This window comes from Pseudomonas sp. DG56-2 (assembly GCF_004803755.1).
Taxonomy (GTDB): Bacteria; Pseudomonadota; Gammaproteobacteria; order Pseudomonadales; family Pseudomonadaceae; genus Aquipseudomonas; species Aquipseudomonas auratipiscis.
Genome location: NZ_CP032311.1, coordinates 1,454,558 through 1,474,978, shown reverse-complemented (window position 1 = coordinate 1,474,978; position 20,421 = coordinate 1,454,558). Strand labels below are relative to the sequence as shown.

At 59.8% G+C, this 20,421-nt stretch carries 21 protein-coding genes; 15 read left to right on the top strand and 6 right to left on the bottom strand.

Annotation, left to right across the window (positions count from 1 at the left end; translation table 11 throughout):
- Window positions 1-5: 5 nt before the first annotated feature.
- The 7 genes from minC (at window position 6) to D3Z90_RS06865 (ending at window position 6,695) form a co-directional block, all read left to right on the top strand.
- A complete protein-coding gene (minC, locus tag D3Z90_RS06890) occupies window positions 6-767 on the top strand; it encodes a septum site-determining protein MinC (protein ID WP_371922256.1) in 762 nt (253 codons plus the stop codon).
- Between the two features lie 99 nt (window positions 768-866).
- Complete coding sequence (gene minD / locus D3Z90_RS06885) at window positions 867-1,679, top strand: septum site-determining protein MinD (RefSeq protein WP_136475035.1); 813 nt, start codon at window positions 867-869, stop codon at window positions 1,677-1,679.
- A gap of 3 nt (window positions 1,680-1,682) precedes the next feature.
- Window positions 1,683-1,937, top strand: a complete 255-nt coding sequence (gene minE, locus D3Z90_RS06880) for a cell division topological specificity factor MinE (protein WP_007898843.1) — start codon at window positions 1,683-1,685, stop codon at window positions 1,935-1,937.
- Window positions 1,938-2,095: 158 nt separating this feature from the next.
- Window positions 2,096-2,731, top strand: coding sequence for an RluA family pseudouridine synthase (locus D3Z90_RS06875; protein ID WP_136475034.1), 636 nt, complete (start codon window positions 2,096-2,098; stop codon window positions 2,729-2,731).
- A gap of 124 nt (window positions 2,732-2,855) precedes the next feature.
- A complete protein-coding gene (locus tag D3Z90_RS06870; RefSeq protein ID WP_136475033.1) occupies window positions 2,856-4,145 on the top strand; it encodes a M18 family aminopeptidase in 1,290 nt (429 codons plus the stop codon).
- Window positions 4,146-4,325: 180 nt separating this feature from the next.
- On the top strand, window positions 4,326-4,490 hold the full coding sequence (locus D3Z90_RS26760) for a hypothetical protein (RefSeq protein WP_168198441.1): 165 nt from the start codon (window positions 4,326-4,328) through the stop codon (window positions 4,488-4,490).
- A gap of 48 nt (window positions 4,491-4,538) precedes the next feature.
- Entirely contained in the window at window positions 4,539-6,695 is a 2,157-nt protein-coding gene (locus D3Z90_RS06865) for a mechanosensitive ion channel family protein (RefSeq protein ID WP_136475032.1), read from the top strand.
- On the opposite strand, the gene phnR is transcribed toward D3Z90_RS06865, so the two are convergent.
- Window positions 6,692-7,405 (bottom strand): phosphonate utilization transcriptional regulator PhnR, encoded by a 714-nt coding sequence (gene phnR, locus D3Z90_RS06860; protein WP_136475031.1) that lies wholly within the window; start codon window positions 7,403-7,405, stop codon window positions 6,692-6,694. The two genes, D3Z90_RS06865 and phnR, sit on opposite strands and share 4 nt — an antisense overlap.
- A 292-nt stretch (window positions 7,406-7,697) precedes the next feature.
- Here phnR and D3Z90_RS06855 point away from each other — a divergent pair, with 292 nt between their 5' ends.
- From D3Z90_RS06855 to D3Z90_RS06830, 6 genes are all read left to right on the top strand, one after another.
- Window positions 7,698-8,762: an ABC transporter substrate-binding protein gene (locus D3Z90_RS06855; RefSeq protein ID WP_136475030.1), complete on the top strand. Its 1,065-nt coding sequence runs from the start codon at window positions 7,698-7,700 to the stop codon at window positions 8,760-8,762.
- A 91-nt stretch (window positions 8,763-8,853) separates the two neighbouring features.
- Entirely contained in the window at window positions 8,854-9,660 is an 807-nt protein-coding gene (locus tag D3Z90_RS06850) for an alkaline phosphatase family protein (protein WP_136475029.1), read from the top strand.
- 5 nt (window positions 9,661-9,665) lie between these two features.
- The gene (locus tag D3Z90_RS06845; protein WP_168198512.1) at window positions 9,666-10,499 is read left to right on the top strand and encodes an ABC transporter permease subunit; all 834 of its coding nucleotides are present in this window, start codon (window positions 9,666-9,668) and stop codon (window positions 10,497-10,499) included.
- Window positions 10,486-11,283, top strand: a complete 798-nt coding sequence (locus D3Z90_RS06840) for an ABC transporter permease (protein ID WP_136475028.1) — start codon at window positions 10,486-10,488, stop codon at window positions 11,281-11,283. Before D3Z90_RS06845 ends, D3Z90_RS06840 begins: the two co-directional genes overlap by 14 nt.
- Window position 11,284: 1 nt before the next feature.
- Window positions 11,285-12,274, top strand: coding sequence for an ABC transporter ATP-binding protein (locus D3Z90_RS06835; protein WP_136475027.1), 990 nt, complete (start codon window positions 11,285-11,287; stop codon window positions 12,272-12,274).
- A 25-nt stretch (window positions 12,275-12,299) separates the two neighbouring features.
- Window positions 12,300-12,953 (top strand): HAD family phosphatase, encoded by a 654-nt coding sequence (locus D3Z90_RS06830; protein ID WP_136475026.1) that lies wholly within the window; start codon window positions 12,300-12,302, stop codon window positions 12,951-12,953.
- Window positions 12,954-13,018: 65 nt separating this feature from the next.
- Here the strand turns inward: D3Z90_RS06830 and D3Z90_RS06825 are convergent, their stop codons facing one another.
- Entirely contained in the window at window positions 13,019-13,981 is a 963-nt protein-coding gene (locus D3Z90_RS06825) for an NAD(P)H-quinone oxidoreductase (RefSeq protein WP_136475025.1), read from the bottom strand.
- Window positions 13,982-14,121: 140 nt separating this feature from the next.
- Between D3Z90_RS06825 and D3Z90_RS06820 the strand changes: the two genes are divergently transcribed.
- Window positions 14,122-16,209, top strand: a complete 2,088-nt coding sequence (locus D3Z90_RS06820) for a carboxy terminal-processing peptidase (protein ID WP_168198440.1) — start codon at window positions 14,122-14,124, stop codon at window positions 16,207-16,209.
- A 123-nt stretch (window positions 16,210-16,332) separates the two neighbouring features.
- Window positions 16,333-18,111 (top strand): bifunctional diguanylate cyclase/phosphodiesterase, encoded by a 1,779-nt coding sequence (locus D3Z90_RS06815; RefSeq protein WP_136475023.1) that lies wholly within the window; start codon window positions 16,333-16,335, stop codon window positions 18,109-18,111.
- On the opposite strand, the gene D3Z90_RS06810 is transcribed toward D3Z90_RS06815, so the two are convergent.
- From D3Z90_RS06810 to D3Z90_RS06795, 4 genes are all read right to left on the bottom strand, one after another.
- The gene (locus D3Z90_RS06810) at window positions 18,087-18,476 is read right to left on the bottom strand and encodes a hypothetical protein (RefSeq protein ID WP_136475022.1); all 390 of its coding nucleotides are present in this window, start codon (window positions 18,474-18,476) and stop codon (window positions 18,087-18,089) included. The two genes, D3Z90_RS06815 and D3Z90_RS06810, sit on opposite strands and share 25 nt — an antisense overlap.
- The gene (locus D3Z90_RS06805; protein ID WP_136475021.1) at window positions 18,458-18,796 is read right to left on the bottom strand and encodes a helix-turn-helix domain-containing protein; all 339 of its coding nucleotides are present in this window, start codon (window positions 18,794-18,796) and stop codon (window positions 18,458-18,460) included. Before D3Z90_RS06805 ends, D3Z90_RS06810 begins: the two co-directional genes overlap by 19 nt.
- Window positions 18,797-18,894: 98 nt before the next feature.
- Window positions 18,895-19,335: a YkvA family protein gene (locus D3Z90_RS06800; protein WP_136475020.1), complete on the bottom strand. Its 441-nt coding sequence runs from the start codon at window positions 19,333-19,335 to the stop codon at window positions 18,895-18,897.
- A 281-nt stretch (window positions 19,336-19,616) separates the two neighbouring features.
- Window positions 19,617-20,351 carry an FKBP-type peptidyl-prolyl cis-trans isomerase gene (locus D3Z90_RS06795; protein WP_136475019.1) on the bottom strand — a complete coding sequence of 245 codons (735 nt, stop codon included), beginning with the start codon at window positions 20,349-20,351 and terminating at the stop codon, window positions 19,617-19,619.
- Window positions 20,352-20,421: the final 70 nt, after the last annotated feature.

Below are 20,421 nucleotides of genomic sequence, written 5' to 3'. Positions count from 1 at the left end.
GTCCAATGCAGACCATGAGCCAAACCCAAACGTCAGACCAAGACCCCGTGTTCCAGCTCAAGGGCAGCATGCTTGCCATTACTGTGCTTGAGCTCGCCCGGAACAACCTCGAAAGCCTCAACCGGCAGTTGGCGGCCAAGGTCGCCCAGGCGCCCAATTTTTTCAGCAACACGCCGCTGGTGCTGGCCCTGGACAAACTTCCGGCAAGCGAAGGCGCAGTTGATCTGCCAGGGCTGATGCGCGTCTGCCGCCATCATGGCCTGCGTACCCTGGCCATCCGTGCCAGCCGCATCGAAGACATCGCCGCGGCGATTGCCATCGACCTGCCGGTGCTGCCGCCGTCAGGCGCTCGCGAACGTGCAGTCGAACCGGAGCCTGAGGTCAAGCCTGCTCCGGCGCCACCACCGCCCCCCGCGCCTGCCCCGGAGCCTGCGATCAAGCCGACCAAGATCATCACCACGCCGGTACGTGGCGGTCAGCAGATCTACGCCCAGGGTGGCGATTTGATAGTAGTGTCGTCGGTCAGCCCGGGCGCGGAACTTCTCGCCGATGGCAACATCCATGTGTACGGTGCAATGCGTGGCCGTGCACTGGCCGGGATCAAGGGCAATACCCGTGCGCGCATTTTCTGCCAGCAGCTGACCGCCGAAATGGTCTCGATCGCCGGACAGTACAAGGTCTCCGAAGACTTGCGCCGCGATCCGCTATGGGGGGCCGGTGTGCAGATCAGCCTGTCTGGTGACGTGTTGAACATCACCCGTCTTTAACGGATACTTGCCGCCATTTTCTGCGCAACTTTTTTCGATGTTGCCGTTTTTTTTGTATTTTTGGGACTCGACGTCCTTTTTCATTAGGGGTGAAGCACCTTGGCCAAGATTCTCGTGGTTACATCCGGCAAGGGTGGTGTGGGTAAGACCACCACCAGCGCCGCTATTGGTACCGGCCTCGCACTGCGTGGCCACAAGACAGTCATCGTCGACTTCGACGTCGGCCTGCGTAACCTCGACCTGATCATGGGCTGCGAGCGCCGCGTGGTGTACGACTTCGTCAACGTGGTAAACGGCGAAGCCAACCTGCAACAGGCGCTGATCAAGGATAAACGCCTTGAGAACCTCTATGTCCTGGCCGCCAGCCAGACCCGTGACAAAGATGCGCTGACCCAGGAAGGCGTTGAAAAGGTCCTGATGCAGCTCAAGGAAGACTTCGAATACGTGGTCTGCGACTCCCCGGCCGGTATCGAGAAAGGTGCCCACCTGGCGATGTACTTCGCCGACGAGGCCATCGTCGTGACCAACCCGGAAGTCTCCTCCGTACGTGACTCGGACCGCATGCTAGGCCTGCTGGCGAGCAAATCGCGCCGCGCCGAACGCGAAGAAGATCCGATCAAAGAACACCTGCTGATCACCCGCTACCATCCAGAGCGCGTGAGCCAGGGCGAAATGCTTGGCGTTGAAGACGTCAAGGAAATCCTCTCGGTTGCCCTGTTGGGCGTGATTCCGGAATCCCAGGCGGTGCTCAAGGCATCCAACCAGGGTGTCCCGGTCATCCTCGACGACCAGAGCGATGCAGGCCAGGCGTACAGCGATACTGTCGACCGCCTGTTGGGCAAAAATGTGGAACATCGGTTCCTTGATGTTAAGAAGAAGGGATTCTTCGAGCGCCTGTTTGGAGGCAACTAACCAATGAACCTTTTTGACTTCTTTCGTGCCAGCAAAAAAGTAAGCACCGCCTCGGTCGCGAAAGAGCGTCTACAGATCATCGTGGCGCACGAGCGCGGTCAGCGCAGTACTCCGGACTACTTGCCAGCCTTGCAGAAGGAACTGGTGGAGGTAATCCGCAAATACGTCAACATCGGCTCCGATGATGTGCATGTCGCTCTGGAAAATCAGGGCAGCTGCTCAATCCTGGAACTCAACATCACCCTGCCCGATCGTTGATCGGCGCTTACGGGTAACCTGCCACGGCGATGGCTGGTGCTTGTGTAGAAGCGGGCTTGCCCCGCGATAGCGATGTAACTGAACAATCGCAATCGCAAGGCAAGCCCGTTTACACATAGGCGTCAGTCGCCGCCGTTGGCGTTTGCAGAGAACACGCAATGCCGCTGTCCAATGTTCAAGTCCTCTTCGAAGACGCTGCCATCCTGGTGATAAACAAGCCGACCTTGCTGTTGTCGGTGCCTGGGCGCGCCGACGACAACAAGGATTGCCTGATCACTCGCCTGCAGGAAAACGGCTATCCCGATGCCCTGATTGTCCATCGTCTGGATTGGGAAACCTCGGGCATCATCCTCCTGGCCCGCGACGCCGATAGCCATCGCGAGCTGTCCCGGCAGTTTCATGACCGTGAAACCGAGAAGGCCTACACCGCCCTGTGCTGGGGTCAGCCGGAGCTCGACAGCGGCAGTATCGATCTGCCGCTGCGCTACGATCCGCCGACCAAGCCACGGCATGTGGTCGACCACGAACAAGGCAAGCATGCCCTGACCTTCTGGCGCATTGTCGAACGCTGTGGCGATCATTGCCGCGTGGAACTGACGCCGATCACCGGGCGTTCGCATCAGTTGCGCGTACACATGCTTTCGATTGGCCACCCGCTGCTCGGTGACCGCCTGTACGCCTACCCCGAAGCCCTCGCTGCCCATGAGCGCCTGTGCCTGCACGCGAGCATGCTCAGCTTTACCCACCCGGTTTCCGGGGAGCGCCTGCGCTTCGAGTGCCCGGCCCCGTTCTAATACAGCGCACCGCGGCGCCAGCCCGCCTCCAGACCGTTTGGGAGCGGGCTTGCGCCACGACAGGCACGCCACAAATCCGCCGCCAAGTACGTTAAACTCGCGCCACTGCTGTCTGGAGTGACCTATGCGCGAAGCACTGAATCAAGGCCTGATCGACTTTCTCAAGGCCTCCCCCACCCCCTTTCATGCCACCGCGGCCTTGGCCCAGCGCCTTGAAGCTGCCGGTTACCAGCGCCTGGACGAGCGCGATAGCTGGGCTACCGTGGCCGGCGGTCGTTATTACCTGACCCGCAACGATTCTTCGATTATCGCCTTCAAGCTCGGTCGTCACTCGCCGCTGCTCGACGGCATTCGCCTGGTGGGTGCGCACACCGACAGCCCGTGCCTGCGGGTCAAGCCACAACCCGAACTGCAGCGCCACGGCTTCTGGCAGTTGGGCGTGGAAGTCTACGGTGGCGCCCTGCTCGCGCCCTGGTTCGACCGCGACCTGTCCCTGGCCGGACGCGTAACGTTCCGGCGCGACGGCAAGGTCGAAAGTCAGTTGGTTGACTTCAAGCTGCCGATTGCAGTCATTCCAAACCTGGCGATCCACCTCAATCGCACCGCCAACGAAGGCTGGGCGATCAACCCGCAGACCGAACTGCCACCGATCCTGGCCCAGGTTGCAGGCGACGAGCGCGTCGACTTCCGCGCCCTGCTCACCGACCAACTGGCCCGCGAGCATGATCTGAACGCCGATGTGGTGCTGGACTACGAGCTGAGTTTCTACGACACCCAGAGCGCAGCCCTGGTTGGCCTGCACGGTGAGTTCATCGCCGGTGCGCGCCTGGACAACCTGTTGTCCTGCTACGCCGGCTTGCAGGCTTTGCTCAACGCCGACAGCGAGGAAACTTGCGTACTGGTGTGCAACGACCATGAAGAAGTCGGCTCCTGCTCGGCCTGCGGCGCCGATGGCCCGATGCTGGAACAGACCCTGCGCCGCCTGATGCCCGATGGCGACGACTTCGTGCGCGCCATCCAGCGCTCGCTGCTGGTCTCGGCCGACAACGCTCACGGCGTCCACCCCAACTATGCCGACAAGCACGATGGCAACCATGGCCCGAAACTCAATGCCGGCCCGGTCATCAAGGTCAACAACAACCAGCGCTACGCGACCAACAGCGAGACCGCGGGTTTCTTCCGCCATTTGTGCATGGCCGAAGAGGTGCCGGTGCAAAGTTTTGTCGTGCGCAGCGACATGGGGTGTGGCTCGACCATCGGCCCGATCACCGCCAGCCACCTGGGTGTACGTACCGTGGATATCGGCTTGCCGACCTTTGCCATGCACTCGATTCGTGAACTCTGCGGCAGTCAGGACCTGGCCCATCTGGTAAAGGTACTCACTGCTTTCTACCGCAGTCGCGACCTTCCATAGCGTTGCAGCGCACGTCGTTTTGCGGCGACCTTGTTTTGTCGCATCCGTGTCGCCGCCAAGGCCGACACCCACACGAACCCGGACAACCGGGTTCGTGCCCCATCACTGACCTCAATCACCCCTTGTGCCGGTGTTTCCCGCTATCCTTGAACATAAATTCGAATTCAAGGACCTTGCCGCATGTCAGCTTTTCAATCCCTGTTCCTTCCCGTTATGGCCGGCCTGATCATGCTGACCGTGGGCTTCAACTTCCGCGACCGTAATTTTGGCGTGGTGATGATGTGGATCGGCACCCTCGGCATGATTGGCATCATGTGCTGGAAGATCCTCGAGAAACTCAACTGACAAATACACTACACTCGGGCGATTGATCGTTTTGAGGTTGATTGTCCGGTGCCTGCCTTTTTCCGCGTATTAGCTTTATTCCTGGCGTTATTCACCTTAGTCCCAGCCTATGCTGCCGGCCTGCCGAGCATGCTCGGTGGCAGCAAGGCCCAGCCAGAGGCAACCGAGCCGCTGGGCCAGTCCCTGGATGAGGTGATCAAGACCCTGGAAAACGACCAGCAGCGCACCAAGCTGCTGGCCGATTTGAAGAAGCTGCGCGACAGCACCAAACAAGCCCAACCCAATGCCGAGCAAGGGGTGCTGGGCCTGATCGGCACCACTTTCGCCGAGCTGGAAAAACAGTTCAGTGGCGATGCCAGTCCGCTCACGCGCTGGAGCCGGGAACTTGAACTGGCACAAATCGAATTCGACGCACGCCTGGTGCCCCTGCACGAATGGCCGCCGATTCTGTTCGGCTTTGCAGCCATCATTGCCCTCTGGAGCTTGCTGGCCTACGCCCTCAACTGGGTCAGCCATCAGGTACGCCTGCGCTTTGGCCTGAGCGAGGAACTGCCGCAGCATCCTCGCACTTGGGACCTGGTGCGCTTTGCCTTGCGCAAGCTCGGACCGTGGCTGGTGGCCTTGGTCATCACCGTGTACCTGAGCTTCGTTCTGCCCTCATCGCTGGGCAAGTCGATGGCGATGGTACTGGCCTACGCCCTGGTGATCGGCACCTGCTTCTCGGCCATCTGTGTCATCGCCTTTTCCCTGCTCGATGGTCCGCACCGCCATCGCGCCTTGCATATCCTCCGTCACCAGGCCTTTCGCCCCCTGTGGCTGATCGGCAGCTTCGCCGCCTTTGGCGAGGCGATGAATGACCCACGCATGGCCGGTACCCTGGGCGATCATCTGGCCCATACCCTGGCCACCCTGGCCAATGTGCTCGCCGGGCTATCCACCGGGTTGTTCATCCTGCGTTTTCGTCGACCCATCGCCCACCTCATTCGCAACCAACCGCTGTCCCGGCGCCTTACCCGCCGCGCCTTGAGCGACACCATCGAAATTCTCGGCACCTTCTGGTATCTGCCTGCCCTGGTGCTGGTAGCGATCTCACTGATTGCCACCTTTATCTCTGCCGGGGACACCAGTACAGCCTTGCGTCAGTCGTTGATGTGCACAGTGCTGCTGATCCTGTGCATGGTCATCAATGGCCTGGTACGCCGCCACGGCCTCAAGCCGCAACGTGCCAATCGCCGCCAGGCGGTGTACAGCGAACGCTTGCGCAACTTCGGCTACACCTTGGTGCACATGGGTATCTGGCTGGTGTTCATCGAGCTGGGGCTGCGCGTCTGGGGTTTCTCCCTGATCGCGTTCACTGAAGGCGAAGGCCACGAAGTGGCAGTTCGGCTACTGGGTCTGGCCGGTACCCTGATCGCCGCCTGGCTGGTCTGGATTCTCGCCGACACCGCCGTTCACCATGCCCTGACCCGCTCGCGCAAAGGCCTGGCCAATACCCGCGCGCAAACCATGATGCCGCTGATCCGCAACGTGTTGTTCGTGGCCATTTTCATCATTGCGGTGATCGTTGCCCTGGCCAACATGGGCATGAACGTCACACCACTGCTGGCCGGTGCCGGTGTCATCGGCCTGGCCATCGGCTTCGGTGCCCAGTCGTTGGTCGCCGACCTCATTACCGGTTTGTTCATCATTATCGAGGACTCCCTGGCCATCGATGACTACGTCGATGTCGGCGGTCACCTGGGCACGGTCGAGGGCCTGACTATTCGCACGGTGCGCCTGCGCGACATCGACGGGATCGTCCATACCATCCCGTTCAGTGAAATCAAGAGCATCAAGAACTACTCCCGCGAGTTCGGCTACGCGATTTTTCGCGTGGCCATCCCGCACAGCATGAACATCGACCAGGCCATTAGCCTGATTCGCGACGTCGGCCAGAAGATGCGCAACGATCCGTTGATGCGTCGCAATATCTGGTCACCGCTGGAGCTGCAAGGGGTCGAGAGCTTCGAGTCGGGCTCGGCCATTCTGCGCGCACGCTTCAAAACCGCGCCGATCAAACAATGGGAAGTTTCACGGGCGTTCAACCTGGCGCTCAAGCGCCAACTCGACGAAGCAGGCCTGGACCTGGCCACGCCGCGCCTGAGCGTACAGGTGATCACCAGCGATGCCAGCACGCCATTCAACGATGGCGATAGCAAGTCTTAACCGGCTTCGGCCTTGATGCGAATGGCATCGTGGCGCCAATACTCCAGGTCACAGTCGATCAGCCTGCCGTGCTGATCACTGTTGACCCGGGTAATGTGCAGCCCGGGGTTACCCACCGACACCTTAAGCGCAGTGGCTGCCGCCGAGGGCAAGGCCGTCGGCAGGATCTCGAACGCCACCCGCCCATACGCGATACCGTAGTGACGGGCATAAAGTTCGGTCAACGACTGGCTGAGGTCGTGATCGAGAATGCCCGGAAAGTACTCCGGGTTAAGGTAGTGCTCGGCATACAGCACGGCACGATCGTCGATTCGCCGTAGCCGACAAATCTGGATAACACTGGACAGCGGCGCCAGTTGCAGACGCGCGCAGACCATCGCGGCTGCAGGCAGCAAGCGCGCCGACAACAATTGTGTGTGCGCTTCGCGGCCCTGCTCGCGGACCATGGCATGGAAGTGGCTGCGCTGGATCAGGTCATACGTCAGTCGTTCAGGTGCAACGAACCAGCCACGCCTTTCCTCCCGATAAATCAACCCGCGTGCCTCCAACTGCACCAGCGCCTCGCGCAGGGTAATGCGCGTGGTGTCGAACACTTCACTGAGCTTGCGCTCGGCCGGCAGTTTGCAGCCGGGCGACAGCAGACCATGCTCGATCTGCTCCTGCAGGGCATGACAGATGGCTGTTACTGCACGGGGCGGCAGTGGCGTCATCGAAGGTTACCTATCTGGACTAGTCCAGCGCTGGCAGCGCACACAATTGGCGCCTTCAGGGCTATGAGAATAGAGCAAGCCTAGGCACCACAGATGAATCTCAGATGACAGCCAAGGTGGTCTACGCTTGATTTTCAGGGGCACAGACCCTGAGCAGGCGCGGCTGCGGACATTAAATTGTCATGCAACAGGCCTACCTTGGCTCGGGTATTGCTGACCTAGACCAACCGAATCGCAACAACGTCCAACAACACATTTCGCGTTTTGCACGGCACCCATCAAGGAGCTTCGGATGAAACAGCTTTTTCTGGCCTCACTGCTCGGCTCGACCATCGCCCTGTGTACCACGGCCATGGCCGCCGGGACCGACCTCAAGGCCCTCGAGGACGCCGCCCGCAAGGAAGGCGCCGTCAATAGCGTGGGCATGCCCGACGCCTGGGCCAACTGGAAAGGTACCTGGGAGGACCTGGCGAAAAAGTACGGCCTCAAGCACATGGACACCGACATGAGTTCGGCTCAGGAAGTGGCCAAGTTCGATGCGGAAAAAGACAATGCCAGCGCAGACATTGGTGATGTCGGGGCCGCGTTCGGGCCGATAGCGGTGGCCAAGGGCGTGACCCAGCCGTACAAGCCCAGCACCTGGGAACAGATCCCGGACTGGGCCAAGGATAAAGATGGCCATTGGGCCCTGGCCTATACCGGCTCCATTGCCTTCATTATCAACAAGCAACTGGTCAAAGCCGAAGACATGCCCAAAACCTGGCATGACCTGGAAAAAGGCAAATACAAAGTCGCCATCGGTGACGTGAGCACCGCGGCCCAGGCGGCCAACGGGGTACTGGCCGCTGCCATCGCCTACAAGGGTGATGAGAAGAACATCGAGCCAGGCTTGCAGTTGTTCACCAAGCTGGCCCAGCAGAAGCGCTTGTCGCTGGCCAACCCGACCATCCAGACCCTGGAGAAGGGTGAGATCGAAGTCGGCGTGGTCTGGGACTTCAACGGCCTGAGCTATCGCCAGCAGATCGACCCGACACGTTTCGAGGTGCTGATTCCGTCTGATGGCTCGGTGATTTCCGGCTATACCACCATCATCAACAAATACGCCAAGCATCCGAACGCCGCCAAGCTGACCCGTGAGTACATCTTCAGCGATGCCGGACAGATCAACCTGGCGCAAGGCCACGCCCGGCCAATCCGCGCCGAGCATCTGAAGCTACCCGCTGAGGTCCAGGCCAAACTGCTGCCGAACGAGCAGTACAAGTCTGTGCAGCCAATCAAGGACGCTGCTGCTTGGGAAGCGACCTCCAAGAAGCTGCCGCAGATGTGGCAGGAGCAAGTGATTATCGAGATGGAGTGAAGATATTCGCGAGGCAAGCCTGCTCCCACCAGGATCCGCCTGTGGGAACGGGCTTGCCCCGCGATAAGCCCCCTGCTACCGCGGAGAAGCCATGAAACACAACGTCATCCTGGTCCTGCTCGATGGTCTGAACTACCAGGTAGCCCACCACGCCATGGGTCACCTGCACGCCTATGTCGAGGCTGACCGCGCCGCCTTGTATCGGGTCGAATGCGAACTGCCAGCCCTGTCGCGGCCACTGTACGAATGCATCCTCACCGGCGTAGCGCCAATCGACAGCGGCATCGTGCATAACAACGTCACCCGCCTGTCGCAGCAACGCAGCATCTTCCACTACGCCCGCGAAGCCGGCCTGGGCACTGCGGCGGCGGCCTATCACTGGGTCAGCGAGCTGTACAACCGCTCACCGTTCGATCCGCTGCGCGATCGTCACACCCATTCGCCCAAGCTGCCCATCCAGCACGGGCTGTTCTACTACGCCGACCACTACCCGGACTCGCATCTGTTCGCCGATGCCGAATACCTGCGCCGCCGCCACGCACCGAACTTTCTCCTCGCCCATCCGATGAGCATCGATGACGCCGGCCACCGCCACGGCCTGGACAGCAGCCAGTATCGCAACAGTGCGCGCAGTGCCGACATTCTTCTGGCCGACTACCTGCACACATGGCTGCAGGAGGGTTATCAGGTGCTGGTGACTGCCGACCACGGCATGAACAACGACCGCTCGCACAACGGCCTGCTGGTCGAGGAACGCGAGGTCCCACTGTTCGTGTTTGGCGAAGCGTTCAGCCTTGATCCGGCGGCCAAGCCGTTGCAGACCGAATTGTGCGGCACCATTTGCGAGTTACTGGGTGTCGCGCATGACAAGCCTGTGTGCCGGGAGCTGCTCAAGTGAATTCGATCAAACGCGGCCGATGGCTGGCGATGCTTTTCCTCCTGCCTTTTGCGCTGTTCTTCATCATTTTCCAAATCGCCCCCTTGGCCTGGGTCGCGATTCACAGCCTGCAGGCAGAGAGTGGCTGGGGCCTGGCCAATTTCAGCAAGATCTTCGACTCGCGCTTCTACCGCCAGGCCATCCAGCACAGCCTGGAGATCAGCTTCTGGTCGAGCGTATTCGGCATTGTCATTGCCGTTCTCGGTAGTTATTCCTTGCGCAAGGTCGATTCACGCCTGCGCGATTTCGTCAACGCATTCGCCAATATGACCAGCAACTTTTCCGGGGTGCCGCTGGCCTTCGCCTTCATCATTCTGCTGGGTTTCAACGGCGCGCTGACCTTGCTGCTGAAGCAGGCCGGCATCATCGAAGACTTCAACCTCTATTCGAAAACCGGGCTGATCATTCTCTACACCTACTTCCAGATCCCGTTGGGTGTATTGCTGCTTTACCCTGCCTTTGATGCGCTGCGCGAAGACTGGCGAGAGTCGGCGCAACTGCTCGGTGCCAGCACCTGGCAATACTGGCGGCATATCGGCTTGCCGGTGCTGACGCCCGCGCTGCTGGGCACCTTTGTGATCCTTCTGGCCAATGCCCTGGGTGCCTATGCCACGGTCTATGCCTTGACCACCGGCAACTTCAACGTATTGCCGATTCGCATCGCCGCGCTGGTGGCCGGCGACATCTCACTGGATCCGAATCTGGCCAGCGCCCTGGCGATGATCCTGGTCGGGTTGATGACCTTGGTGACCATTGTCCATCAATGGCTGCTGAAGAGGAGCTACCATGTCGCGCGCTGAACCGGGCACCCACCCGCTCTACCATCGCCTGATGGTCTACCTGCTGTTCATCATTCTCCTGCTACCGCTGGCCGGCACCCTGCTCTACTCGCTGGCCACCAGTTGGTCGGCGAGCCTGTTGCCCAGCGGTCTTACCTTCGAGTGGTACCTGGCGCTGTGGAGCGACCCGCGGTTTCTTGCGGCCTTCGGGCAATCGTTGCTGGTCTGCGTCGGGGCGCTGGTGTTGTCGGTGCTGCTGATCCTGCCGCTGCTGTTCGTGGTGCACTACCACTTTCCGCGCCTTGATGCGCTGATGAACATCCTTATCCTGCTGCCCTTCGCCGTGCCACCGGTCGTGTCTTCAGTAGGTTTGTTGCAGCTGTACGGTTCAGGGCCCATGGCCATGGTCGGTACGCCGTGGATTCTGATCGGCTGTTATTTCACCGTGGCCTTGCCGTTCATGTATCGGGCAATTACCAACAACCTGCAGGCCATCAATCTGCGCGACTTGATGGACGCCGCCCAACTGCTGGGAGCAAGCACGTTCCAGGCTGCGTTCCTGGTGGTGTTGCCAAACCTGCGCAAGGGTCTGCTGGTGGCCTTGCTGTTGTCGTTCTCGTTCCTGTTTGGCGAGTTCGTCTTTGCCAACTTGTTGGTGGGCACCCGTTACGAAACCCTGCAGGTGTACCTGAACAACATGCGTAACAGCAGTGGTCACTTCAACAGTGCCCTGGTGATTTCCTATTTCCTCTTCGTGCTGGTGCTGACCTGGATCGCCAACCACCTGAACAAGGACAAGTCCTGATATGAGCTTTGTCAGCGTACAGAATCTGCAAAAAAGTTATGGTGGCAACCCGGTGTTCAACGACATCAACTGCCAGATCCAACGCGGTGAATTCGTCACCCTGCTCGGCCCCTCCGGCTGTGGTAAATCCACCCTGCTGCGTTGCATTGCCGGGCTGACAGCGGTCGACAGCGGCAAAATCCTCCTCGACGGCAATGATCTGGTACCCGTGAGCCCACAAAAACGTGGAATCGGCATGGTGTTCCAGAGCTATGCCCTGTTTCCTAATATGACCGTGGAGCAAAACGTCGCCTTCGGCCTGCGCATGCAAAAGGTCAATGCCGATGAAACCCGCACGCGGGTGCGTGAGGCGTTGCAATTGGTAGAGCTGCAGGACTTCGCCAGCCGCTATCCACATCAGTTGTCCGGCGGTCAATGCCAGCGCGTCGCCCTCGCCCGCTCACTGGTCACCCGCCCGCGCCTGCTGTTGCTCGACGAGCCCCTGTCGGCTTTGGATGCGCGAATTCGCAAGCATCTGCGCGAGCAGATACGCCAGATCCAGCGCGAGCTGGGCCTGACGACAATCTTCGTCACCCATGACCAGGAAGAAGCGCTGATTCTTTCGGACCGTATCTTTCTGATGAATCAGGGCCGTATCGTTCAGAGCGGCGATGCCGAAACTCTCTACACCGCGCCCGTGGATGTGTTCGCGGCCGGCTTTATCGGTAACTACAACCTGTTGGACGCGCAGAGCGCCAGCCGCTTGCTGCAACGCCCCGTGGACAGCCGCCTGGCGATCCGCCCGGAAGCTATCGCCCTGAGCCTTAGCGGTGAGCTGGAAGGCCTGGTACGCGGCCACAGCCTGCTTGGCAATGTGATCCGCTACCGCGTGGAGGCCCGCGGAGTAGAATTGATGGTCGATGTGCTCAACCGCTCGTCCGCCGATCTGCACCCCGACGGCCAGCGGGTATCCTTGTTGATCGATCCCACCGCCCTGCGCGAAGTCGCGTGAGGGTTGCACAGGAGCTTTTCTGAATATGGCACTAGCGATTTTCGATCTGGATGAAACCCTGATCCACGGCGACTGCGCCTCGTTGTGGAGCGAACAGATGGCCCGCCTTGGCTGGGTCGATGGCGAATCCTTCCTGCGCCGCGACAAGGAACTGATGGACGCCTACGGCAAGGGACACCTGGCCATGGAAGACTACATGGCGTTCAGCCTCGAGCCCTTGATCGGGCGTACCCCGGAAGAAGTCGATCACCTGGTGGGACCCTGGGTTGAAGACTTTATCGAGCCGATCATCTTCAGCGACGCCACCCGAACCATCGCCGAACATCGCAAGGCCGGTGACCGCATCCTGGTGATCTCGGCCTCGGGCACCCATTTGGTGGGGCCGATTGCCGCGCGCCTGGGCATTGATGAGTACCTGGGGATCAATCTGAGCGTGCAAAACGGGGTGTATACCGGCAGCACCAGCGGTGTTCTGACCTACCGTGAAGGCAAGATCACTCGTTTGCTGGAATGGCTGGATCAGGAAGAGGAAAACCTTGAAGGCGCGAGCTTCTACTCGGACTCGCGCAATGACCTGCCACTGCTGGTGAAGGTCGATTACCCGCATGTGGTCAACCCGGACCCGGTGCTGCGCGAGCATGCCGAAACCAACAATTGGCCGATTCACGCCTGGACTTGATCGACGTCGTCGCGGGGTAATCCCGCTCCCACTGCTGTGGGAGCGGGATTACCCCGCGAACTGGGTTACGCCAGGCTCTCGTCGATCACCAGCACCAGCTTGCCCGACACTTGATTGCTGGCAAGTTCGGCAAACGCCGCTTCGGCGTCCTTGATCGGGAAGGCCTTGGCCAGTTGTGGCTTGAGCCGCCCTTCAGTGAACAGTGGCCACACTTGCTGACCCAGATCGCTGAGCAGTTCCGCCTTGAATTGATCGTCGCGCGTGCGCAGCGTCGATCCGGTCACTTGCACACGCTTGACCAGCAATTGCGCCAGATCCAGCTCGGCCTTGCGCCCGCCCATCAAACCAATGATCACCCAGCGTCCATCCCGGGCCAGCAGTTTGAGGTTCAGCTCGGCGTAGTTGGCCCCGACCGGGTCAAGAATCACATCGAACGGCCCGAAATCACTCAGGCTGTTCAGGTCATCACCGCGCACCACCCCGGCGCTGGCCCCCAGCGCTTCGCAGTAGGCCAGGCGCTCGGCCGAACCGACGCTCACCCAGCACGGGCTACCGAAGGCTTTGCACAGTTGAATAGCGGCCGAGCCGACGCCACTGGCGCCCGCATGCAACAACACCTTCTCGCCCGGTTTGAGTCCAGCCAACTGGAACAGATTGAGCCAGGCAGTGGCGTACACCTCGGGAATCGCCGCGGCTTCGTGCAGGCTCAAACCTTCCGGCACCGGCAGCACATGACGGGCATCCACCACCACTTCTTCAGCCATGCCGCCGCCCGCCAGCAGCGCACAGACGCGGTCACCGACCTGCCAGGACGAACCTGCGCCCACTTCAGTGATCACCCCCGAGCATTCCAGGCCAAGAAATTCACTGGCCCCAGGGGGTGGTGGATAAAGCCCTGCACGTTGCAGCAGATCGGCACGATTGAGGCCAGCAGCAGCCACACGAATTCGTACTTGACCGATATCGCAAGCTGGACTTGTCGTCGCAACCCACTCCACATGTCCGTCAACGCCTTGCAATGCCTTCACAGTGCCTCCATAGTTGAGTCATGACTGAGCCTGGGTGCTGTAGCCCCGGGCTTTTTGCATTATGCGTCCGGTTCTTATGGAACCGGCGAATTCAAAGACGGCCTAATATGCGTGATCAATTGTCCCTACGTCGAATCAGCATGAAGCATTTTTTACCAAGCACCACCCTCGCACTGTTGATCGGACTGGGCAGTTTGCCGTTTACGGGCAATGCATTGGCTGCCAACAGCTGGGATAAACTCCAGCCTGATCGCGATGAAGTCGTCGCCAGCCTCAACGTGGTCGAGCTGCTCAAGCGCCACCACTACAGCAAGCCGCCGCTCAATGACGCGCGCTCAGTCATCATCTACGACAGCTACATCAAGCTGCTCGATCCTGCGCGCAGCTACTTCCTGGCCAGTGATATCGCCGAGTTCGACAAGTGGAAGACACAGTTCGACGACTTCCTCAAAAGCGGCAACCTGGACCCTGGCTTTACCATCTACAAGCGCTACCTGAACCGCGTCAAGTCGCGCCTGGACTTCGCCTTGGCCGAGCTGAACAAGGGCGTCGAGAACTTCGACTTCAACACCAAGGAAACGCTGCTGGTCGACCGCAAGGACGCCCCGTGGATCAAAAGCCAGGCAGAACTCGACGACCTGTGGCGCAAACGTGTCAAAGATGAAGTCCTGCGCCTGAAGATCGCCGGCAAAGAGCCAAAGGCCATCCAGGAACTGCTGACCAAGCGCTACAAGAATCAGCTTTCGCGTCTGGACCAGACCCGCGCCGAAGATATCTTCCAGACCTACATCAACACCTTTGCGCAGTCCTACGACCCGCACACCAACTACCTGTCGCCCGACAGCGCGGAAAACTTCGATATCAACATGAGCCTGTCGCTCGAAGGTATCGGTGCCGTGCTGCAAAGCGACAACGACCAGGTCAAGATCGTGCGCCTGGTGCCTGCCGGCCCTGCCGCCAAGACCAAGCAGGTCGCTCCGGCCGACAAGATCATTGGTGTCGCCCAGGGTGACAAGGAAATGGTCGACGTGATCGGCTGGCGCCTGGATGAAGTGGTCAAGCTGATTCGTGGTCCGAAAGGTTCGGTGGTACGCCTGGAAGTGATTCCAGCGAGCAACGCCCCGAACGACCAGACCACCAAAATCGTGCCAATTACCCGTGAAGCGGTGAAACTTGAAGAGCAGGCAGCGAAAAAATCGGTGCTCAAGCTCAAGCAGGACGGGCGCGACTACAAGCTCGGCATCATCGAGATTCCGGCCTTCTACCTGGACTTCAAGGCCTTCCGGGCGGGCGATCCAGAGTACAAGAGCACCACGCGTGACGTGAAAAAACTGCTCACCGAATTGCAGAAGGAAAAAGTCGACGGCGTGGTCATCGACCTGCGCAACAACGGCGGAGGCTCTCTGCAGGAAGCGACCGAACTGACTAGCCTGTTCATCGACAAAGGCCCGACGGTGCTGGTACGCAACGCCGATGGTCGCGTCGATGTGCTTGAAGATGAAAACCCCGGTGCCTTCTACAAAGGTCCGCTGGCGCTGGTGGTCAACCGCCTGTCCGCCTCGGCGTCGGAGATTTTCGCCGGTGCCATGCAGGACTACCACCGCGCCCTGATCCTGGGTGGCCAAACCTTCGGTAAAGGCACGGTGCAGACTATCCAGCCGCTCAACCACGGCGAGCTGAAACTGACCTTGGCCAAGTTCTACCGGGTTTCCGGGCAAAGTACCCAGCATCAGGGTGTACTGCCGGACATCGACTACCCGTCGATCATCGACACCAAGGAAATTGGCGAAAGCGCCCTGCCAGAAGCCATGCCGTGGGACACCATCCGCCCTGCGATCAAACCTGCGGTCGACCCGTTCAAGCCGTTCCTGGCCCAGCTCAAGGCACGCCACGACAGCCGCACCGCCAAGGACCCGGAGTTTGTCTATATCCGAGACCGCCTGGCGCTGACGCAAAAGTTGATGAACGAGAAAACCGTCAGCCTCAATGAAGCTGAACGCCGTGCCCAGCATGCCGATATCGAAAGCAAGCAACTGGCGCTGGAAAACACCCGACGCAAGGCCAAGGGCGAAGAGCCGCTCAAGGAACTGAAGAAGGAAGACGAAGACGCGCTGCCAGCGGAGCCGGACGATACCAAACCGGAAGACGACGCCTACCTCGCGGAGTCGGGACGTATCTTGCTCGACTACCTGGGCTTGAACTCGGCAGTGGCGAAAAACAACCCGTAAAACGGTGATGGCAAAATAATGTGACTGTGCCTCCATTGCGTCATTAAACAGTCACGATTCTGTCGTGAAATAAGGGACTGAGCGCCACTGGCCTCAGTCCCTTTTTTTCAAGGTAGTACCGCCATGACCGTGACCGAACAGCTCAGCGCGTTGAGCACCATTCTTGCTCAAGGCGGCTTGCACAGCCTGTTCCAGCCGATTGTCTGCCTGTCCGAGCGGCGTATCCTCGGCTACGAAGCCTTGAGCCGTGGCCCGTCCAACAGCCCGTTGCACTCCCCCATCAACCTGTTTGGCGTCGCGCGCCAGGCCGGTCGACTGACCGAGCTGGAAGTGGCCTGCCGGGAAAGCGCCTGCCGACGCTTCAGTCAGCAGCAACTGGATGGCAAGCTGTTCCTCAACGTGTCTCCTGAGTCCTTGCTGGAGCCTCAGTATCAGTCTGGGCGCACCTTGAAAATGCTTCACGAGCTGGGTTTATCGCCAAGCCGGGTGGTCATCGAGCTCACCGAACAAACGCCCACCGACGATTTCCAGCTGCTGTTCAATGCCCTGCACCACTATCGTGACATGGGGTTTTCGATTGCCCTGGATGACTTGGGCGCCGGCTATTCAAGCCTGCGCTTGTGGTCGGAACTCCGTCCGGACTACGTCAAGATCGATCGTCACTTCATCGATGGTATTCACCTGGACACGGTCAAACGCGAGTTCATCGGTTCCATTCTGCAAATCGCCCGAGCATCGCGAGCGCAAGTGATCGCCGAAGGCATCGAGCTTGCCGAAGAGCTCAAGGTATTGACCGAAATGGGCGTCGACCTTGTTCAGGGCTACCTGCTCGGCCGTCCCCAGGAACAGCCATCGCGAGATATCCAGCACATGCTGGCCAGCCCTGACCGGCAAATGCAGCCCCTGAGCGAAGACAGCGGCAACCTGGCGGCCCTGCTCAACGAGCAGCCTGCGGTGCCGCAGGGCACCTCCACCGCGCAGGTGTTGGACCTGTTTCGGCGTCAGGCCAACCTCAATTCGCTGGCAGTGCTCAATGAACACCGTCAACCCTGCGGTATCGTCCACCGTCATTCGTTGTCCGATGCCTTGCTCAAACCCTTTGCCACCGACCTGTTTGCCCGCAAGCCGATCAGCAGGCTGATGAGCGACGACTTTCTGGCCGTGGAGTTGACCCAGTCGCTGCAACAGGTCAGTCGCTTGCTCACCAGCCGAGCACGCCAGCGCATTGAAGAAGACTTCATCATTATTCATAACGGCCGCTACTTGGGCCTGGGTCGGGTAATCGATGTGCTCAAGTTGATCACCGAACAAAAAATCCAGCAGGCGCGTTACGCCAATCCCCTGACCCTGTTGCCTGGCAACGTACCGATCCAGCAGTGCCTGACTCGCCTGCTGCAACAGCAGCGCGAGGCAACAATCTGCTATGTGGATATCGACAGTTTCAAACCTTTCAATGACATCTACGGTTATGCCCGTGGCGACGAGGTCTTGCTGTGCCTGGCCCAGTGCCTGAATGAACGGGTAGATCCCAACCACGACTTCGTCGGTCACATTGGCGGTGACGATTTCATGCTGGTTCTGGGTTCTGCCGACTGGGAGCGCAGGCTGCAACTGCTGCTCGAAGACTTCCAGCGCCAGTGCCGGCGCTTCTACCGCCCCGAACACGCGCAGGCCGGGTGTTTCATCGCCCCCAATCGGCAAGGGCAGCGTCAGGAGTTCGCGCTGTTGTCATTGTCGATCGGCGTGGTGCACCTGCGCCCGGAGGCATGCGCCGACCTCGATGCCGGGCAGCTCGCCGAACTGGCATCACAGGCCAAGCACCAGGCCAAGGAACTGTGCGGGCACAGCCTGTACCTGATCGATACCGTGGGTACGGATCAGGCTTCTTCTTTTTCCGGATAGCTGTATTCGAACACGCGCACCACTTCCGAGGCATGCCAGGAAGCAGCGGCCATTCCGTCAGATGGGCCGGTAAAGCGTCCGAGGCGCTCCACACACTCGAAAAAGCCGGTACGTGGCAAGCGGCTGGCACCCTGGCTGATCACCAGCGAGCTGCGCAGTGGCTGTTCGGCACGGGCATCGAGTGCCGCCAGATGCTCCAGCGCCGCGGTCAGGGTTTGCATGGCAGGGCTGGGCAGTTGCAGGCGTTCAAGTAACGCACGATAGGTCAGCAGGTGGCGTTGGCGGCGAGCCAGATCCAGCTCATCGAGCAGGCCATCCCAGTGCTGACGGCTGATCCGTACGCCGCTCACGTCGGCTCGCTCCATCCAGGTACACCTAGCTCCCACGCCAGGCTACGACGAATCGCGGCATCGGGGTGGCGCTCGCCGCTCTCGATCAAAGCCAGGTACACCGGGCTGATACCAACGCTGCGAGCCAGTTGCTCGGCGGCCAGTCCCTTGCCTTCACGCAAACGCCCCAGCTCGCTGAAACACGGCAAGCTGCTGGTTTCTTGAGAGGTAGCATGCGCATCTTCAACAACCGTCGACTCCAACTGGCCTGCTGCCTTGAGCAGTGCCTGGTACTGCTCCCAAGGTACAACCGCATATTCGGGTTGACCGTCCCGGCTGATGACCTGAATACCCATTGCAACCCCCTTGTAGGATTACGAGATGTAATTTGTAGGCATAATCCTTATGCCAATTATATTACCAGCCCACAAGGGTGTGCAGCGTACTGATGAAATTAGCCTTTGGTCTGCTCCAGGCGTAGCGCTTCAGGGGTATCGGGCAGGCGTTCGACAACCCGCAGTTTTTCCGGCGCCTGACGCTTGCGCCAGGCGCTGAACGCCGCCAGCTCATCGGATACAGCCTTCATTACCCAGGCCAGGACGGCGATATCATCCAGCATGCCAACCCCCAGCAACCAGTCGGGAATGGCATCCAGCGGGCTTACGAAGTACAGCAACCCGGCGACGACGGTAACCAGCGCCTTGGTGCTGATCGAGCGGTATTCACCGCGCCACCAGGCCAGGCACAGCGCCTGCATCAAGCGCACGTCTTCGCGCAGCTTGCCCAGCCGTGGGCCTTTGCGCGCCACGGCGAAAATCAACGCTGGCAGACGGCCACGGCTGAGCAATCGCTCGGCCAAGGGCAGAAAGCGGGCGAAATTCCACGGAGCTTTCATACGTCCTCCATCCCCACCGGGGAAATGTTATCCACAATTATTGTGGATAACCTTGTGAACAGAGCCACTTTTGGAGCTCAGGGCGCCCGTCCGGCAAGGGCCGGGCTTAAATCGGGCGTTTTTTACACACCTGTTTCAATTGCGCAAACGTTTTGCCAATCCTGCACCTTTTACACATGGGGTGCAGCTTTTCAGACCGTCTGAGCCCTACAGCGTTCGTATCGATTACACAAACAACAACGCCCCGTAGAGACGGGGCGTTGTCGGTACTGCAAGCGAATTTACTCGGCTGCAGGATCAGCTGGCGCCTCGGCGTCAGGCTTGGCCTGGTCCTTGATGCCCAGCAGTTCCAGTTCGAATACCAGAACCGAATTGGCCGGGATCATCGGGCTTGGGCTTTGTGCGCCGTAAGCCAGGTCCGACGGAATGAACAGCTTGTACTTCTCACCAACGTGCATCAGTTGCAGGCCTTCGACCCAACCCGGGATCACGCCGCTTACTGGCAGGTCGATCGGGCTGCCGCGCTCGACCGAACTGTCGAATACCTTGCCGTCGATCAGCTTGCCTTCGTAGTGAACAGTGACTACGTCGGTAGGCTTGGGCTGAGCGCCGTCGGCCTTCTTGACCACTTCGTACTGCAGGCCCGAAGCAGTGGTGACGACACCGGCTTTCTTGCCGTTTTCATCAAGGAACTTCTTGCCAGCGGCAGCCGATTCTTCGCTCATCTTGACCAGGCGCTCTTCAGCGCGCTTCTGCAAGGCAGCAAAGGCTTCGACCAGTTCTTCGTCCTTGATTTTCTGTTCTTTCTTGCCGACAGCATCTTCGATGCCTTGAGCGACAGCTTTAGAATCAAGGTCGTCCATGCCTTCCTGAGCCAGGCTTTTGCCCATGTTCAGGCCAATACCGTAGGAGGCTTTCTGTGCCGGAGTCTTGAGCTCGACGCTGGTCTGCGAATCGCAACCCGCCAGGACCAGACTAACCAGGGCAACCGCAGCCGCCAACCGATGCTGTTTCATGCTATTTCCTTGTTCATGCGCCAATAGGGCAATCGAGTAAAGCCGCGAGCTTATCAGGCGGCCACGACCA

Coding starts and splice junctions, on each gene's coding strand:
- minC (WP_371922256.1), top strand. CDS start 6: ATGCAGACCATGAGCCAAACCCAAACGTCAGACCAAGACCCCGTGTTC.
- D3Z90_RS06875 (WP_136475034.1), top strand. CDS start 2,096: ATGCCGCTGTCCAATGTTCAAGTCCTCTTCGAAGACGCTGCCATCCTG.
- D3Z90_RS06815 (WP_136475023.1), top strand. CDS start 16,333: ATGACCGTGACCGAACAGCTCAGCGCGTTGAGCACCATTCTTGCTCAA.
- minE (WP_007898843.1), top strand. CDS start 1,683: ATGAACCTTTTTGACTTCTTTCGTGCCAGCAAAAAAGTAAGCACCGCC.
- D3Z90_RS26760 (WP_168198441.1), top strand. CDS start 4,326: ATGTCAGCTTTTCAATCCCTGTTCCTTCCCGTTATGGCCGGCCTGATC.
- D3Z90_RS06835 (WP_136475027.1), top strand. CDS start 11,285: ATGAGCTTTGTCAGCGTACAGAATCTGCAAAAAAGTTATGGTGGCAAC.
- D3Z90_RS06840 (WP_136475028.1), top strand. CDS start 10,486: ATGTCGCGCGCTGAACCGGGCACCCACCCGCTCTACCATCGCCTGATG.
- D3Z90_RS06805 (WP_136475021.1), bottom strand. CDS start 18,796: ATGGGTATTCAGGTCATCAGCCGGGACGGTCAACCCGAATATGCGGTT.
- phnR (WP_136475031.1), bottom strand. CDS start 7,405: ATGACGCCACTGCCGCCCCGTGCAGTAACAGCCATCTGTCATGCCCTG.
- D3Z90_RS06855 (WP_136475030.1), top strand. CDS start 7,698: ATGAAACAGCTTTTTCTGGCCTCACTGCTCGGCTCGACCATCGCCCTG.
- D3Z90_RS06820 (WP_168198440.1), top strand. CDS start 14,122: ATGAAGCATTTTTTACCAAGCACCACCCTCGCACTGTTGATCGGACTG.
- D3Z90_RS06810 (WP_136475022.1), bottom strand. CDS start 18,476: ATGGAGCGAGCCGACGTGAGCGGCGTACGGATCAGCCGTCAGCACTGG.
- D3Z90_RS06795 (WP_136475019.1), bottom strand. CDS start 20,351: ATGAAACAGCATCGGTTGGCGGCTGCGGTTGCCCTGGTTAGTCTGGTC.
- D3Z90_RS06800 (WP_136475020.1), bottom strand. CDS start 19,335: ATGAAAGCTCCGTGGAATTTCGCCCGCTTTCTGCCCTTGGCCGAGCGA.
- D3Z90_RS06870 (WP_136475033.1), top strand. CDS start 2,856: ATGCGCGAAGCACTGAATCAAGGCCTGATCGACTTTCTCAAGGCCTCC.
- D3Z90_RS06850 (WP_136475029.1), top strand. CDS start 8,854: ATGAAACACAACGTCATCCTGGTCCTGCTCGATGGTCTGAACTACCAG.
- D3Z90_RS06830 (WP_136475026.1), top strand. CDS start 12,300: ATGGCACTAGCGATTTTCGATCTGGATGAAACCCTGATCCACGGCGAC.